Here is a 15,424-nt window from a genome sequence, read left to right as displayed (position 1 = left end):
AGCGGCGTTTTTCTTTACTTCGTTAGCCTTATTTCAGGATTTCAATCCGGCGTGGTTTCGCCTCTTCCGGGACGATGCGTTCCAGATCGATACTCAGCAGGCCCAGTTCGAGACGCGCATCGCGCACCACGATGTGATCGGCCAGCTGGAATTTGCGTTCGAAGTTACGTTCTGCGATGCCCTGGTACAGGTATTTACGTTCCTGCTGCTCTTCAGGGTGGGCGCCGCGTACCACCAGCATGTTGTCATGGGCGGTGATATCCAGTTCGCTCTGCGCAAAGCCGGCGACGGCAATGGTGATGCGATAGTGGTTTTCGTCTACCAGCTCGACGTTGTACGGAGGGTAGCCGCCGTTAGCCTGGTTTTGGTTGGACTCAAGCAGGTTAAACAGACGATCGAAACCAATAGCAGAACGATAAAGCGGAGAGAGATCAAAGTTACGCATAATAAGACTCCTGATAATCAGCAAGTTTTGGCAACCTTCCACCATGGACAGGTTGTCCGGCCCGTCGGTGTCCCTGTCGGCGACCGCGTCGTGACCGTAGCTTAAAGATGGGTGCGCTCAGGTCGCTTTCAAGGGTCAATGCGCTTTTTTTTGCAGCAATTCTGACGATATGGCATACACTCAGGGGACGCTTCGCCTGACGGGAAGGACATAACCACAGAGTTATGCGGATGTCAGGTGACACACTCCAGCCAGGGCCATGCCATGACTGTAGGGATGATGATGATGAAAATGATGAAACGCTTTCCGCTCACCGGCCTGCTGGTCTGCTGCGCCTGTGCCACATCAGGCTGCTCCAGCGTGATGTCGCATACCGGTGCCAGCCAGGGTTACTACCCCGGCACGCGCGCCAGCGCAGAGATGCTGACCGATGACAATACCAGCTGGGCGATTAAACCGCTGGCGCTGATCGATCTGCCCTTCTCGGCGGTGATGGATACGCTGCTGCTGCCGTGGGATTACTTCCGCGCCGACGACGATAAAACCAAAGATTCGCCGCGCGAACGCGTGCTGCAGAGCGAGAAGATGGCTGGCACCCAGGCCAGCCTGGCCACCGCGGCGGCTATGCCGGCGGAATCGCACTGACGCAGAACAGCTGTCGCCAGCCGTCAACCTCGCGCATGTAGGCGATCTGCTTCCCGTCCGGCGACCACACCACCGCGTCGCCGCCCGGCGGTTGCGCGCTGCGTGCGGTAAGGCGCGTACACTGTCCGCTGGCGATCTCACAACGCATCACGCTGTTATCACAGATAAAGGCGATGGCTGCGCCGTCCGGCTGCCAGCTGAAAGCAGACTGAATGCTGCTGCGCAGTGAGGTGATCTGACGCGCCGCGCCACCGTTGGGTGAGACCGTCCACAGCTGCACAATGCCCTGCTCGTCAGCCTGCAAAAAGGCGATCGCGCTGCCATCCGGCGCAGCGCGCAACCAGTGGCGCGGCTGCAGCGCCAGCCCTTTACTGTACGTGATGCGCCGCTGCTGCACGCCAGCCGGCGGTGCCGGCAGCTGCTCTGTCGTGCCCTGCAGCGGCGCATTGCTGGCTCTGGCATAGTCCGCCAGCGCCTCAGGCAGATCGACCACAAACACTTCCGGCACTTTTTCACCACTGGCATTGCGCGTATCGCCGATAAAGGCGATGGCCCAGCGCTGCCAGCTGCCGTCCGCTTTCTGATAGCCGCGCGCGCCAATCCAGCACTCTTCATAAGCGCGGTCAATCTGATCGCTGCCCGGTTGTGGATCGCGCCGGGTGTGGCTCACCAGCACGCAGTAGTGGCTGCCGTCATATTCGCGCGGATGCTGTTTTGGCGGACACACCGGATGCAGCGGCACCGCCACGCCGACGTTGCGCAGGTCGTCACGCACATCGCGCTCATGCATTACGTGATCGTTATAGGTAAAGCTCAGCCGCGAGCCATCCGGACTGAACACATGCACGTGCGAGCCACCACGCAGCGCACCCGGCGTGTAGGGCGCGGTGATATCGCAGGCGTCGAGGTTCTCTGCGATGCCCTGCTGAACAATCACGCCGCGCCGGTGATGAAAGTCATAGTGCCAGTGCGCATCGGGATGCTCTGGCCCATGAATACAGACATAGCGCGGCGGCAGATCCGGACTCACGGTTACCACGCCGACGTGCGCGCCATCGCGCGCCTGATACAGCACCTCGACCGCGCCGCTGTGCACGTTGACGCGCTCAATGGTCAGGCTGGTAAACGAGGCGCCGGACGGCCGCACATCAAATGCCAGCCACTGGCTGTCGGCGGTCCAGACGTTGATATTGGTCAGCTGATGATGGCGCTGAGTAAAGGTGAGTTGTTTTTCTGACATGGGGCAACCTCAGATGTAACCGTTGCCGGACAAATTACGTGATGCCGTTCAGTTAAGCAAAAGCTGAGCAGCTAATGCGGGTGCGCAGGCATGCGCACCCGGAAGCTTAGCCCACGCGCTGCACATCCCCCACCAGCAGGATGTAAGAGAGCGCGCCAATCAGCGCAACGACGGAGATGTACACCAGCGCGGGCGCAAAGCCGTAATCCTGCGCCAGATACCCCACCACCAGCGGTACCGTGATGCCACCGAGGCCGCCGATAAAGTTAAACATGCCGCCGGTCAGGCCAATCAGGCGTACCGGCGCCAGTGACGAGACCAGTGACCAGGTGATGGACGCAAACCCGTTGCCGAAGAAGGCCAGCGCCATCAGCACCATAATCCACAGCGGATCGTTGGTGTAGTTTGCGCCCATAATGCAGGTGGAGATCAGCAGGCCGCAGATGATCGGCGTCTTGCGGGCAAAACCAAGCGAGCGACCGCTGCGCACCAGACGATCGGCCACCATCCCGGAGAGGATCACGCCAACAAAGGCGGCGAGAAACGGCACGGTAGTCATAAAGCCGGCCGTCAGCGCGGCGATATGTTTCTCCTGCGTCAGGTAGTTCGGGAACCAGGTGAGGAAAAACCACAGCGTTGAGGTCACTGCAAACTGGCCGAGATACACGCCGCACAGCTTGCGATGAAACACCAGTTTCCAGTCGGCCGCAGTGAGTTTAACGCGTGCTTTTTTCTCGCCGGGTGCATCGCCATCGACCATCGCGCCACCGGCACGAATGTAATCCAGCTCGGCCTGATTGATGCCTTTGCTCTGGCTCGGCGCCTGGTAAACCCTCATCCACACCAGCGACCAGACAATGCCAATGCCGCCGGTGATGATAAACACCCAGTGCCAGCTCAGCAGTTCCTGAATCCAGATCAGCAGCGGCGTGAGAAACGCCAGGCCGACAAACTGACCGGAGGTGTAAAAACCGACGGCCGAAGCGCGCTCCTGTTCCGGGAACCAGCTGGTAACCAGGCGATTATTGGTCGGGAAAGCCGGCGCTTCAAAAATACCGGTAATGGCGCGCAGACCTATCAGCGATAATAAGCCGCTGGCGAATCCCTGCAATAACGTCGCCACCGACCAGCCGAGAATAGCGATAAAATAGGTCAGGCGTGAACCTACGCGATCGAGAAACCAGCCGCCGGGAATCTGGCACAGCGTATATAACCAGGCAAAAGCAGAAAACACATACCCCATTTCTGCTTTGCTGATGCCGAATTCCTGCTGAATATGCGCCGAGGCCACGGCTAAATTAGCGCGATCGACATAACAAATGACTACCGTAATAAAAATCATCAGCAGCGTAATATAACGGCGACGCGTAGGTTTCGCCTGAACAGCAGAGAGATCCATGGTGTTTCTCCGTCAGATGTCAGCTGGCGGACGTGCCGAAACACGCCGCAGCCAACGCAGGGTAAGGTTATCGAAGATAAAAGCCGCAGCAGCGGTAAACTGGCAGCGCGGTGAAAACAGGTTGAGCGCTGCCCTGTGCCTTATATATTCAGCACATGGTTTAAATAGTCAGATGTTTAATCGCCTGATAATCGGCGCTGTTATAAATCGGTAAACGCAGCGACCGGGCGCAATACCACGGTTATTACCACTCGGCTACCGATCCATCCGGAAAGCGCCATAATGGGTTACGCCAGTCTGGCGCATTTTTACTGCGCGCAATCACCAGCTCTTCATTAATTTCCACACCGAGGCCGGGTTTATTTAACGGATAGAAATGGCCGTCATCCATTTTAAAATCATCTTTATTTATCACATAATCGAGCAGTTCAGCGCCCTGATTATAGTGAATGCCCATGCTCTGCTCCTGGAACACCGCGTTACGCGACACGAAATCCACGTGCAGACAGGCAGCCAGCGCAATCGGCCCCAGCGGACAGTGCGGCGCCAGCGCCACGTCGTAGGACTCGGCCATCGCCGCGATTTTGTAGCATTCGGTGATGCCGCCGGCGTGCGACAGATCCGGCTGCAGAATCGCCAGCCCACCGGCTTCCAGCACGCGCTTGAACTCGAAGCGGGAGAACATGCGTTCGCCTGCGGCAATCGGCAGGTGCGTCTGCGCCGCCAGGCGCGGATAGTATTCTGCCTGCTCGGCCAGCACCGGTTCTTCAATAAACAGCGGGCGATACGGCTCCAGCTCTTTGATCAGCACTTTGGCCATCGGCGCGCTGACGCGACCGTGGAAATCGAGGCCAAACTCAATGTCACTGCCAAAGGCTTCGCGGATCTGCGCGACGGTGTTAACAGCGGCATCGACCTGACGAGAATTGTCGATGATGCCCATCTCTTCACAGCCGTTGAGTTTGAAGGTGTCAAAGCCGATACCACGTAATTTCTTAATGCCATCAATCACTTCAGCCGGACGATCGCCGCCTACCCAGCTATAGGCTTTGATGCTGTCACGCACCAGACCGCCCAGCAACTGATACACCGGCACGCCCAGCGCTTTGCCTTTAATATCCCACAGCGCCTGATCGATACCGGCAATGGCGCTCATTAAAATCGGGCCGCCGCGGTAAAAACCGCCGCGATACATCACCTGCCACAGATCATTAATCCGCGCCGGATCCTGCCCAATCAGATATTCCGACAGCTCATGCACCGCCGCTTCGACGCTGCGTGCGCGCCCTTCAATCACCGGCTCGCCCCAGCCGATGATGCCTTCGTCGGTTTCGATTTTCAGGAACATCCAGCGCGGCGGCAGGCGATAAGTAGTCAGTTTCGTAATTTTCATTGTACAGCGTCCTTATAGGCAGCAATAAATGCGCGGGCCTTCTCCACGGTGCGCGACAGCGGCTGACCGGCGCGATAGAGATCGCTGCCCAGGCCAGCCCCGACGCAACCGGCGGCGATAAATTCATGCAGGTTTTCCGGCGTGACGCCGCCCACGGCAAAGACCGGCACCTCCGGCGGCAGCACCGCTTTCAGCGCTTTGATGTAGCCCGGACCAAACGCCGACGACGGAAAAATTTTCAGCGCCTGCGCCCCAGCCTGCAGCGCGGTGAAGGCTTCGCTGGCGGTGGCACAACCTGCGGCAACCAGCATGCCGTGCGCCACGGCCTGGCGAATCACCGCAGCATCGGTATTGGGCGTCACCACCAGCTTGCTGTTGAGCGCCGCCAGCTGATCGACCTGCGTCGCCTGCAGCACGGTGCCGGCACCGATCAGCGCTTTATCGCCGAAGGTTTGCACCATCGCGCCGATACTTTTCGCCCACTCTGGCGAGTTGAGCGGAATTTCAATCGCATCGAAACCGGCGTCGATTAACGCCGCGACGTGCGCTTCAGCTTCATCCGGCGTGATGCCACGCAGAATGGCGATCAGCGGAAGTTTAGTGGGCCAGGACATGCGCAATACTCCTTATTCCGTGCTGGAAAGCGCGATCGCCCTCCAGCGTGACTGAATCTGTTCCGATAAAGGCCAGCGCCTGCTGATAACGCTGTGCCAGCGCGCTGCCGGCGATAATGACAATCGGCTGGCGGCTATGCGTTAACTGCTGCGTCATCTGCGCCACTTCATGGCCGATTAACAGGCCAGAGAGAAAATCACTGATATGGCGCCGATCGCGCGCGCCGAGCACGTGGGCGGCACGCACTTCAAACAGGCGCGCCAGAATTGAGCGGTCGTGGCTGCCAATCTGCAAACCGTCCCGGAACGCGTCCGGACTGGCTTCCTGCACGGGTAAACCGGCACCAATCAGCGACTGCTTCAGCAATAAATGGTGCAGCTCGCCGGTCATCACAGTGCGAAAATCAATGACGCGATCCTGTTCCATCTGCACCCACTTGGCGTGCGTGCCCGGCATGACATACAGCGGCGCGGGCTGCAGCGTGACCGCGCCGAGCAGCTGGGTTTCTTCACCGCGCATTACGTTGTAGTTGTCGTCACGTTCGACGCTCAGTCCCGGCACAATCCACGCTTTTCCTTCCACGCAGGTCAGGCGATCGCTTAATGCATTGAGCGCCACCGGACAGGCGAGATAAGGCACTGCCAGCCAGCCAGCGTTGCTGCCCACCATACCGGCCATGATCACCGGGACTTCGGCCACCGGCCAGCCGTCGGTAATGGTGGCAAACACCTGAGCAGGCGTGCGGTCGCCGAGGCGCGTCACGCCCGCTTCCGAACGGCGCTCATCGACGCATTCACCGGCGCGGTAATACCAGGCGCGCAGGTTGGTGGAGCCCCAGTCAATGGCGATATAACGCGTCACAAAATCTCCTTGAGTCGGGCGGTTGAGCTGGCAATCATCGCCTTCGCCGCCTGTTCCGCCGCATCGCCATCCTGGTGACGAATGGCATCGAACAGCGCTTTATGTTCGGCTAACGTGCGCGGCATGTTGCCGGAGTCCGCCATGTAGGTTTGCGCAAACACCGCTTTTTGCAGCTGGCTGATCGCCACATTGAGCTGCTGCAGCACCGGGTTATGCACCGAGGCCATCACCGCTTCGTGATAGCGGATATCTGCGTCGTTAAAGGCATCACGGTTGAGGTGGTTGGCCACCATCTCGTTGTAGGCCAGCTCAATCGCCGCCAGATCGGTCGACGTTGCCCGCTCGGCCGACCAGCGCGCAATCTGCGGTTCCACCAGCACGCGCACCTCGTTCATGGCCGCAATCAGGCGCGGATCGTGATCGTGCGCCAGCGCCCACTGCAGTACATCGCTGTCGAGATAGTTCCACTGGTTACGTGAAGTGACAAACGCGCCGCGATAGCGCTTCATCTCCATCAGGCGTTTAGCCATCAGGGAGCGATACACTTCGCGGATAATATTGCGCGAGGTTGAAAATCGCTCGCACAGCTCCGCCTCCGCCGGCAGCGCGGCGCCCGGCACATATTTTCCCGCAACAATCTCTTCACCCAGCGTCTGGATGATGCGCTCTGTTTTACTCAGTGGTTCCTGCGTCATCGTGTTCGATTCCATGAAAGGCTTGAGAAATCAGATTACTGCTTTCGTAGTGCAAAGCCCAATCCCTGACGCATCCTGTAGCGGCGATTGTAGTACCATATACACTGTTTGTACTACAATATGGATCACAAAACAGACAACCCATCGGCACACTGACAGTAAAAAATTCAGCAGAGAAGTGACGGGCAGCAGAACGCCGCCCGCATCAGAGGAGGGTTACAGCACTAGCTCTTCTATGGCGTGCGCGACACCATCTTCCATATTGGTCTTGGTCACGAACTGCGCAATCTGCTTCACGGAATCAATCGCATTGCCCATCGCCACGCCGGTGCCGGCGTATTCAATCATCGCCAGATCGTTTTCCTGATCGCCAATCGCCATCACTTCTGACGGCTGCAGGCCGAGTTTCTCCGCCAGCATTTTTACGCCGTAGCCTTTGTTGACCAGCGGATTAAGGATTTCGAGATAGTAAGGTGCACTTTTCAGAATGGTATAACTGTCGCGGGCGCGCGCCGGTAAGGCGGCGATGGCTTTATCCAGTAGTTCCGGTTTGTCGATCATCATCAGTTTCGGGAAGCGCGTCGCCGGGTCCATCTCTTCTACGGCGCGATAGCGTACCGGAATGCCGGTCAGGCTGGCTTCGTGGATGGTGTATTCGCTGATCTCTTTATTTGGCGTGTAGAGGAAGGATTTGTCGAACGCCTGAAAATGTACCCCAAGGTCGCGCGCCAGCTGTTCCAGGTAGAGATAGTCATCAAAGCCAAGCGTCTTCTCGGCCATCACCTCACCGCTGTCCGCGCTGTGCGCCAGTGCGCCATTGTTGCTGATGCAATACTGCCCCGGCTGACGCAGATCCAGCTCCATCAGGTAGCGCTCCACACCAACAAACGGGCGTCCGGTGGCCAGCACGATCGACACACCTTTATCCCGCGCCCGGCCAATCGCCGCTTTGACGCCCGCCGTGATTTCGTGCTGCGGATTCAGCAGCGTGCCGTCCATATCGATCGCAATCAGTTTTATCGCCATAACGTCCTCGGTTAATTCAGGGTCTGGCTTTAATGCTAGCGCGATTCAGCTCACATTGACCAGTTAATCGGCAGATAACGCCTGTCATGCTTTGTGCAGCATTATCCGGTTTGAGCATTTGGTGTTTTACTTCTGCTGACTCGCTTGATCATATAAGTGATTGCTTATAAATTACTATAAGCAATCACTTATATGGAGATTGCGCTATGTGGGAAATCATTTTTACCGACACCTTCCGGGAATGGTTGCGGGCACAGGACAACAAACTGAAAAAACGCATCGCTGCGGCCCTGTTAAACCTGCAGCATTATGGCCCGTTGCTGCCACGGCCCTATGCCGATACGGTTAACGGATCACGCTTCCACAACATGAAAGAACTGAGAATACAGTACGCTGGTCAGCCAATTCGGGCGCTATACGCATTCGATACGCAACGCAAAGCGGTCATTTTGTGTGCTGGCAATAAATCCGGAGACAAACAATTTTATGCGCGGATGATATGCCTTGCAGATCAATTGTTCACGGCTTACCTCAATAACGCAGAGGAAAATCATTCATGAACGACTTACAAAAATTTATCGAGAGTGAGTTTACTGAAGCTGAGCAAGCTGACATTCAGCTGATGGCAGATGAGCTGATTCTCGAAACCGGCCTGCAACTGCTGCGGGAAGAGTTAGCGTTATCGCAGAGAACCGTTGCGGAAGCGATGGGCGTTAAGCAGCCGCGTATCACGCAAATTGAGCAGGGCGGCGCCGATCAGCGTCTGATCACCATTAAGCGCTACATTGAAGCGATGGGCGGCAAGCTAAGCCTGCTGATTGAAATGCCGGACGGCTCGGGTGGAAGAATTCTGCGCGTTTAATAAAACAAAAAACCCTTCCCGTTTGGGAAGGGTTTTGCGATATCAGATATCGATGTTGGCGGCTTTCAGCGCGTTCTCTTCGATGAAGGCGCGGCGCGGTTCAACCGCATCGCCCATCAGCGTGGTGAACAGCTGGTCGGCGGCGATGGCGTCTTTAATGGTGACGCGCAGCATGCGGCGGCTGTCCGGATCCATGGTGGTTTCCCACAGCTGATCCGGGTTCATCTCGCCCAGACCTTTATAGCGCTGCACTGACAGACCGCGGCGCGACTCTTTCACCAGCCAGTCAATTGCCTGCTCGAAGCTGGCAACCGGCTGACGGCGCTCGCCGCGCTCGATATAGGCATCCTCTTCAATCAAACCACGCAGATGCGCGCCGAGTGCACAGATTTTGCGGTATTCCGCGCCGTCAATGAACTCGCTGTCCAGCGGATAATCGGTATCAACACCGTGAGTACGCACGCGCAGCACCGGCTCAAAGCGCTGCTGTTCGCGGTTTTCCCGCACCTGTGCCACATAGCTGCTGCCATGCGCTTCGCGCTCGTTCAGGTAAGCCACCAGGCTCTCCAGCCATGCAGTCACTGCTGTCTGATCGCTGAGATCGCTCAGGGTTGGATGATAAACCAGCGCGCGCAGCAGCGCAGACGGGAAGCGGCGCTCCATACGCTTGATCATCTTCTGGGTGCTGTTGTATTCCGCTACCAGGCTTTCCAGCGGCTCGCCGCCCAGCGCCGGTGCGCTGGCGTTGGTGTGCAGCGTTGCGCCGTCCAGCGCGATGGCAATCTGATACTGATCCATCGCGTCGTCATCTTTAATGTACTGCTCCTGCTTGCCCTTCTTCACCTTGTACAGCGGTGGCTGCGCGATGTAGACGTGGCCACGCTCGATGATTTCCGGCATCTGGCGATAGAAGAAGGTCAGCAGCAGCGTACGGATGTGCGAACCATCGACGTCCGCATCGGTCATGATGATGATGCTGTGATAGCGCAACTTGTCCGGGTTGTACTCATCGCGGCCGATACCGCAGCCCAGTGCGGTGATCAGCGTGGCGACTTCCTGTGAAGAGAGCATTTTGTCGAAACGCGCTTTCTCCACGTTAAGGATTTTACCTTTCAGCGGCAGAATCGCCTGATTCTTACGGTTACGTCCCTGCTTGGCGGAACCGCCTGCAGAGTCACCCTCCACCAGGTAGATTTCAGACAGCGCCGGATCGCGCTCCTGACAGTCCGCCAGCTTGCCCGGCAGGCCCGCCAGGTCCAGCGCGCCTTTACGGCGGGTCATTTCACGTGCACGACGTGCGGCTTCACGCGCACGCGCGGCATCGATAATTTTGCCGACCACGATTTTGGCGTCAGACGGATTTTCCAGCAGGTATTCGCTCAGCAGTTCGTTCATCTGCTGTTCCACCGCCGATTTCACCTCGGAAGAGACCAGCTTGTCTTTGGTCTGAGAAGAGAATTTCGGATCCGGCACCTTGACCGAAACCACTGCCACCAGCCCTTCACGCGCGTCGTCACCGGTAGCGCTGACTTTGGCTTTTTTGCTGTAACCTTCTTTATCCATGTAGGCGTTGAGCGTACGCGTCATCGCCGCGCGGAAACCGGCAAGGTGCGTTCCGCCGTCGCGCTGCGGAATATTGTTGGTGAAGCAGTAGATGTTTTCCTGGAAACCGTCGTTCCACTGCAGCGCAACTTCGACGCCGATACCGTCTTTTTCGGTGGAGAAGTAGAACACATTCGGGTGAATCGGGTTCTTATTGCGGTTGAGATATTCAACGAACGCTTTGATACCACCTTCGTAGTGGTAATGGTCGTTTTTATCGTCGCGCTTGTCTTCCAGGCGAATCGACACGCCGGAGTTAAGGAATGACAGCTCGCGCAGACGCTTCGCCAGGATTTCATATTCAAAATCGGTGACGTTGGTGAACGTATCGTGGCTCGGCCAGAAACGCACGCGCGTACCGGTAGCGTCGGTATCGCCGGTCACCGCCAGTGGCGCCTGCGGCACACCGTGCACGTAGGTTTGCTGATGCACTTTGCCGTCGCGACGAATGGTCAGTTCCAGCTTCTGCGACAGGGCGTTCACCACCGATACGCCGACGCCGTGCAGACCACCGGAAACTTTATAAGAGTTGTCATCAAACTTACCGCCGGCATGCAGTACGGTCATGATCACTTCGGCAGCAGAGACGCCCTCTTCCGGGTGGATACCGGTCGGAATACCACGGCCGTCATCCTGTACGGAGACAGAGTTGTCGGCATGGATGGTGACCACGATATCACTACAGTGGCCGGCGAGCGCTTCGTCGATGGCGTTATCCACGACCTCGAATACCATGTGATGCAGACCGGTGCCGTCATCCGTATCGCCGATGTACATACCCGGGCGTTTGCGTACCGCATCAAGCCCTTTCAGGACTTTGATACTTGAGGAGTCATAAGAATTCGACATCAACGTTTCTCGCTCATTTAATCTTCAGGTTGAACCGCTATTTTACCCTGTTCCACGCGGAACATCTTGCCCTTTTCGTCACTCATATCGATTACATGCTCGACACCAATGGCGCTGACAAACACCTGAGCCTGCGTGGCTTTCAGGCGTTCCGCCAGCAGGCGACGACGGGTGTCATCCAGCTCGGAGGCGAAGTCATCAATCAGGTACAAACAGCGACGTCCGCTGCTGCGCGTCAGGTACTCGCCCTGCGCTAACCGCAACGCACACATCAGCAGCTTTAACTGACCGCGTGAGAGTAAATCTTCCACTGGCGTGCCTTCAGCACGAATCCGAAAATCGGCTTTGTGCGGACCGCTGGCGGTGTAGGTGAGCGCACGATCGCGCTCGAAGTTGCGCTCCAGCAGCTCGCCGAAGTCGCTCTCTTTGTCCCAGCCGCGCTGGAAGGAGAAGCTCAGCGCAAACTCCGGTAAAAACTGGCTGCAGGTGGCGGTGATTTCGCTGGCAATGGCTGCGCTGTATTCAGCGCGCCAGGCGCTGATCTGTTCCGCCAGCGGCACCAGCTCCTGATCCCATGGCCGGATCTGGCTGTAGCGCGCGACCTGGCGCAGCGCCGCGTTGCGCTGTTTCAGCAGGCGACGCATATTGCTCCAGGCCAGAAAGAAACCGGGATAAGCATGAAAGCAGCCCCAGTCGATGTAGGCTCTACGGTATTTGGGGCCGCCGTTGAGCAAAGTAAACCCCTCTGGCGTAATCAGCTGCATCGGCAGCAGCTGCGCCAGCTCGGCGACTTTGTGGCCGTCGCTGCCGTCGATGCGGACTTTGCTGTCGCCGGCGCGGTTTTTACTCAGGCCGACCGCCAGCTCGCGCTCGCTGCCTTCAATCCGCCCGTGCAATACAAACGCGTCCTGATCGTGACGAATTACGCGTCCGGCCTGCAAACTGCGGAATGCACGGCCGTGGCCCAGCGTATAAATCGCCTCCAGCACGCTGGTTTTACCGCTGCCGTTGGCGCCCACGAGAAAATTAAAGCCCGGCGCCAGCGTGAGATCGGCCTGCTCGATATTACGAAAATCTTTAATCAGGAGGCGGGTTAAAGCCATGAACGAATCCAGCTGCGCATTAAGAAGTGGTGTTCACCTAACCCTGCAATCGAGGGCGTTAACGGCGAAGCTAGTTTGCGCACGGCCAGCGCACAGACCCTGGGAGCATACTGAAGTATGTGACCAGGGGCGAGCACTGCCCGGGTGCAAAATAGCGAGTAAGTTAGCCCGCCAGACGATCACAGGCGCATGGGCATCACGACGTAGGCCGCAGCCGGACTGGCTACATCTTCAATCTGCACGCTGGAAACCGAATCCGTCAGCAGCAGACGCACGTTTTCGCACTTCAGCGCGTTCAGCACATCCAGCACATAGCTGACGTTAAAACCAATCTCCAGCTCGGTGCCGCTGTACGACACATCCAGCATCTCTTCCGCCTCTTCCTGCTCCGGGTTATTGGCGGTGATGCGCAGCTGATTTTCGGTGATATAGATGCGAACGCCGCGGAACTTCTCGTTCGACAGGATCGCCGCGCGGGCAAAAGCCTGTTTCAGCAGATCGCAGCCCGCTTCCAGCGCTTTGTCAGGATTCTTCGGCAACACGCGGCGATAATCCGGGAAACGGCCATCAACCAGCTTCGACGTAAAGATGAAGTCGCCAACATGCGCACGAATGTTGCTGCTGCCAATCTGCACCTGCAGCGGCGTTTCACCGCCGTCCAGCAGACGAACCAGCTCAATCACACCTTTGCGCGGTACGATCACCGAATGGTTCGGCAGCGCCTGCCCGACAGGCATCGAACAGACTGCCAGGCGATGGCCGTCGGTGGCAACGGTGCGCAGCTCTTCGCCTTCGGTCTCGAACAGCATGCCGTTGAGATAGTAACGCACATCCTGATGCGCCATGGAGAATTGCGTGGCTTCAATCAGGCGTTTGAGCGTGGCCTGCGGCAACGTGAATTCCACTTCGCTCTGCCAGTCGTCGAGATTCGGGAAGTCGCTGGCTGGCAGCGTCGACAGCGAAAAGCGGCTGCGGCCGGAGCGCACCAGCATGCGGTCACCTTCCAGCGTCAGACTGATCTCTGCGCCTTCAGGCAGACCACGGCAAATATCAAGAAACTTACGCGCCGGGACAGTCGTCGCGCCCGGTTCGTGCGGCTGGGTCAGCGCCACGCGCGCCACCATCTCCATCTCAAGATCGGTACCGGTCAGCAGCAGCGTGCCTTCATTCACCTGCAGCAGTAAATTTCCGAGGATCGGCAGCGTCGGGCGTCCGCCAAGCGGGCCACTCACCTGTTGCAGCGGCTTCAGCAACTGCTCACGTTCAACAATAAATTTCATATGCGTCAGGAAGATAATGTTCGAATGAGGTTAGAGAAATCTTCTTTGATGTCGTGGCTCTCTTCACGCAGCTGCTCGATTTTACGGCAGGCATGAAGCACGGTGGTATGGTCACGGCCACCAAACGCATCGCCAATTTCCGGCAGGCTGTGGTTGGTGAGCTCTTTGGCCATTGCCATCGCCATTTGACGCGGACGCGCCACCGAGCGCGAACGGCGCTTCGACAGCAAATCCGCCACTTTAATTTTGTAGTACTCGGCCACCGTCTTCTGGATGTTGTCGATGGTTACCAGCTTTTCCTGCAGCGCCAGCAGGTCGCGCAGCGCTTCGCGCACAAAATCGATGGTGATGGCACGCCCGGTAAAGTTGGCATTGGCAATCACGCGATTCAGTGCCCCTTCCAGCTCACGCACGTTAGAGCGCAGACGCTTGGCAATAAAGAAGGCCACTTCGCCCGGCAGACGGATATCGTTTTCGTCCGCCTTTTTCATCAGGATCGCGACACGCGTCTCCAGCTCAGGCGGCTCGATCGCCACGGTTAATCCCCAGCCAAAGCGTGATTTCAGACGATCTTCCACCCCGTTGATCTCTTTCGGGTAACGATCCGAGGTCAGGATGATCTGCTGATTACCTTCCAGCAGCGCGTTGAAGGTGTGGAAAAACTCTTCCTGCGAGCGCTCTTTATTGGCAAAGAACTGAATATCATCGATCAGCAGCGCGTCCACCGAACGGTAGTAGCGCTTAAACTCCTCGATGGCGTTGTTCTGCAGCGCTTTCACCATATCCTGCACGAAGCGTTCAGAGTGCATATAAACCACTTTGGCATTCGGCTTGCGCGCGATGATGCCATTGCCCACCGCGTGCAGCAGGTGCGTTTTGCCGAGGCCAGTGCCGCCATACAGGAACAGCGGGTTATAAGCGCCGCCAGGATTATCCGCCACCTGACGTGCCGCCGCGCGCGCCAGCTGGTTGGATTTACCCTCAACGAAGTTGTCGAAGTTGTGGCGGTTATTCACGTTCGAGCGGTAGGTCACATCAGCCGGTGCCGGAACCGAATCCCAGCTCGGGCGCAGCGGCTGTGCCGGTGCCGGACGATTCTCAGCCGGTGCGGGCGCGCTGACGCTGCTGGCCATGGCGGGTTGCGTAGCAGCCACCGGCGCAGCCGGGCGCGTACCGACCTCAAAACGCAGCAGCGGCACGTTCGCACCGCAGAATTCATTCAGCAGCCCATTGATACTATTGAGATATTTATCCCGAACCCAGTCGAGTACAAACCGATTTGGTGCATACAAGGCCAGCGTATTGTCGTTCAATTCAGCCTGCAGCGGACGAATCCACATGCTGAATTCGGTGGCAGGAAGCTCATCCTGCAAACGGGCAAGACACTGTTGCCAAAGCGTAAGTGACAC

The 15,424-nt window shown here is 57.6% G+C and carries 15 protein-coding genes; 3 read left to right on the top strand and 12 right to left on the bottom strand.

The window, feature by feature from the left end; all coding sequences use genetic code 11:
* Positions 1 to 28: 28 nt before the first annotated feature.
* Positions 29 to 445 (bottom strand): small heat shock chaperone IbpA, encoded by a 417-nt coding sequence (ibpA, locus tag C1N60_RS00075; protein ID WP_010617843.1) that lies wholly within the window; start codon positions 443 to 445, stop codon positions 29 to 31.
* A 285-nt stretch (positions 446 to 730) separates the two neighbouring features.
* Between ibpA and C1N60_RS00070 the strand changes: the two genes are divergently transcribed.
* Positions 731 to 1,090: a YceK/YidQ family lipoprotein gene (locus C1N60_RS00070; protein WP_040679624.1), complete on the top strand. Its 360-nt coding sequence runs from the start codon at positions 731 to 733 to the stop codon at positions 1,088 to 1,090.
* On the opposite strand, the gene C1N60_RS00065 is transcribed toward C1N60_RS00070, so the two are convergent.
* The 7 genes from C1N60_RS00065 to yidA all read right to left on the bottom strand — a co-directional run bounded on the left by C1N60_RS00065 (position 1,068) and on the right by yidA (position 8,319).
* A complete protein-coding gene (locus C1N60_RS00065; protein ID WP_278707454.1) occupies positions 1,068 to 2,330 on the bottom strand; it encodes a DUF3748 domain-containing protein in 1,263 nt (420 codons plus the stop codon). The two genes, C1N60_RS00070 and C1N60_RS00065, sit on opposite strands and share 23 nt — an antisense overlap.
* Before the next feature lie 106 nt (positions 2,331 to 2,436).
* Positions 2,437 to 3,729, bottom strand: coding sequence for an MFS transporter (locus C1N60_RS00060; RefSeq protein ID WP_278707452.1), 1,293 nt, complete (start codon positions 3,727 to 3,729; stop codon positions 2,437 to 2,439).
* Positions 3,730 to 3,973: 244 nt separating this feature from the next.
* Positions 3,974 to 5,122 carry a galactonate dehydratase gene (dgoD, locus tag C1N60_RS00055; protein ID WP_021506906.1) on the bottom strand — a complete coding sequence of 383 codons (1,149 nt, stop codon included), beginning with the start codon at positions 5,120 to 5,122 and terminating at the stop codon, positions 3,974 to 3,976.
* A complete protein-coding gene (locus C1N60_RS00050; RefSeq protein WP_136546220.1) occupies positions 5,119 to 5,736 on the bottom strand; it encodes a 2-dehydro-3-deoxy-6-phosphogalactonate aldolase in 618 nt (205 codons plus the stop codon). Before C1N60_RS00050 ends, dgoD begins: the two co-directional genes overlap by 4 nt.
* Positions 5,720 to 6,598: a 2-dehydro-3-deoxygalactonokinase gene (locus C1N60_RS00045; RefSeq protein ID WP_394521240.1), complete on the bottom strand. Its 879-nt coding sequence runs from the start codon at positions 6,596 to 6,598 to the stop codon at positions 5,720 to 5,722. Before C1N60_RS00045 ends, C1N60_RS00050 begins: the two co-directional genes overlap by 17 nt.
* Complete coding sequence (locus C1N60_RS00040) at positions 6,595 to 7,293, bottom strand: FadR/GntR family transcriptional regulator (RefSeq protein WP_058770730.1); 699 nt, start codon at positions 7,291 to 7,293, stop codon at positions 6,595 to 6,597. Before C1N60_RS00040 ends, C1N60_RS00045 begins: the two co-directional genes overlap by 4 nt.
* A 216-nt stretch (positions 7,294 to 7,509) precedes the next feature.
* Positions 7,510 to 8,319, bottom strand: a complete 810-nt coding sequence (gene yidA, locus C1N60_RS00035; RefSeq protein WP_394521239.1) for a sugar-phosphatase — start codon at positions 8,317 to 8,319, stop codon at positions 7,510 to 7,512.
* A gap of 206 nt (positions 8,320 to 8,525) precedes the next feature.
* Between yidA and C1N60_RS00030 the strand changes: the two genes are divergently transcribed.
* Together C1N60_RS00030 and C1N60_RS00025 are read left to right on the top strand one after the other, a co-directional pair.
* The gene (locus C1N60_RS00030) at positions 8,526 to 8,879 is read left to right on the top strand and encodes a type II toxin-antitoxin system RelE/ParE family toxin (RefSeq protein WP_058758198.1); all 354 of its coding nucleotides are present in this window, start codon (positions 8,526 to 8,528) and stop codon (positions 8,877 to 8,879) included.
* Positions 8,876 to 9,181 carry a helix-turn-helix domain-containing protein gene (locus C1N60_RS00025; protein ID WP_058758199.1) on the top strand — a complete coding sequence of 102 codons (306 nt, stop codon included), beginning with the start codon at positions 8,876 to 8,878 and terminating at the stop codon, positions 9,179 to 9,181. The genes C1N60_RS00030 and C1N60_RS00025 overlap by 4 nt, the downstream gene beginning before the upstream one ends.
* 42 nt (positions 9,182 to 9,223) lie before the next feature.
* On the opposite strand, the gene gyrB is transcribed toward C1N60_RS00025, so the two are convergent.
* The 4 genes from gyrB to dnaA all read right to left on the bottom strand — a co-directional run bounded on the left by gyrB (position 9,224) and on the right by dnaA (position 15,424).
* Positions 9,224 to 11,632, bottom strand: a complete 2,409-nt coding sequence (gyrB, locus tag C1N60_RS00020; protein WP_058758200.1) for a DNA topoisomerase (ATP-hydrolyzing) subunit B — start codon at positions 11,630 to 11,632, stop codon at positions 9,224 to 9,226.
* A gap of 17 nt (positions 11,633 to 11,649) precedes the next feature.
* A complete protein-coding gene (gene recF, locus C1N60_RS00015) occupies positions 11,650 to 12,735 on the bottom strand; it encodes a DNA replication/repair protein RecF (RefSeq protein WP_222951463.1) in 1,086 nt (361 codons plus the stop codon).
* Between the two features lie 179 nt (positions 12,736 to 12,914).
* Complete coding sequence (gene dnaN / locus C1N60_RS00010) at positions 12,915 to 14,015, bottom strand: DNA polymerase III subunit beta (RefSeq protein WP_010617831.1); 1,101 nt, start codon at positions 14,013 to 14,015, stop codon at positions 12,915 to 12,917.
* A gap of 5 nt (positions 14,016 to 14,020) precedes the next feature.
* The gene (dnaA, locus tag C1N60_RS00005; protein ID WP_127833471.1) at positions 14,021 to 15,424 is read right to left on the bottom strand and encodes a chromosomal replication initiator protein DnaA; all 1,404 of its coding nucleotides are present in this window, start codon (positions 15,422 to 15,424) and stop codon (positions 14,021 to 14,023) included.

Source organism: Pantoea sp. SGAir0184 (genome assembly GCF_043544755.1).
The sequence above is the reverse complement of the archived record's forward strand: the minus strand, read 5'-3'. Positions and strand labels throughout refer to the sequence as shown.

Excerpts from the sequence above, each read along its gene's own strand:
- C1N60_RS00065 (WP_278707454.1), bottom strand. The coding sequence starts at position 2,330 with ATGTCAGAAAAACAACTCACCTTTACTCAGCGCCATCATCAGCTGACC.
- C1N60_RS00030 (WP_058758198.1), top strand. The coding sequence starts at position 8,526 with ATGTGGGAAATCATTTTTACCGACACCTTCCGGGAATGGTTGCGGGCA.
- C1N60_RS00060 (WP_278707452.1), bottom strand. The coding sequence starts at position 3,729 with ATGGATCTCTCTGCTGTTCAGGCGAAACCTACGCGTCGCCGTTATATT.
- ibpA (WP_010617843.1), bottom strand. The coding sequence starts at position 445 with ATGCGTAACTTTGATCTCTCTCCGCTTTATCGTTCTGCTATTGGTTTC.
- C1N60_RS00025 (WP_058758199.1), top strand. The coding sequence starts at position 8,876 with ATGAACGACTTACAAAAATTTATCGAGAGTGAGTTTACTGAAGCTGAG.
- C1N60_RS00070 (WP_040679624.1), top strand. The coding sequence starts at position 731 with ATGAAAATGATGAAACGCTTTCCGCTCACCGGCCTGCTGGTCTGCTGC.
- dnaN (WP_010617831.1), bottom strand. The coding sequence starts at position 14,015 with ATGAAATTTATTGTTGAACGTGAGCAGTTGCTGAAGCCGCTGCAACAG.
- dgoD (WP_021506906.1), bottom strand. The coding sequence starts at position 5,122 with ATGAAAATTACGAAACTGACTACTTATCGCCTGCCGCCGCGCTGGATG.
- C1N60_RS00040 (WP_058770730.1), bottom strand. The coding sequence starts at position 7,293 with ATGACGCAGGAACCACTGAGTAAAACAGAGCGCATCATCCAGACGCTG.
- recF (WP_222951463.1), bottom strand. The coding sequence starts at position 12,735 with ATGGCTTTAACCCGCCTCCTGATTAAAGATTTTCGTAATATCGAGCAG.
- C1N60_RS00050 (WP_136546220.1), bottom strand. The coding sequence starts at position 5,736 with ATGTCCTGGCCCACTAAACTTCCGCTGATCGCCATTCTGCGTGGCATC.
- gyrB (WP_058758200.1), bottom strand. The coding sequence starts at position 11,632 with ATGTCGAATTCTTATGACTCCTCAAGTATCAAAGTCCTGAAAGGGCTT.
- yidA (WP_394521239.1), bottom strand. The coding sequence starts at position 8,319 with ATGGCGATAAAACTGATTGCGATCGATATGGACGGCACGCTGCTGAAT.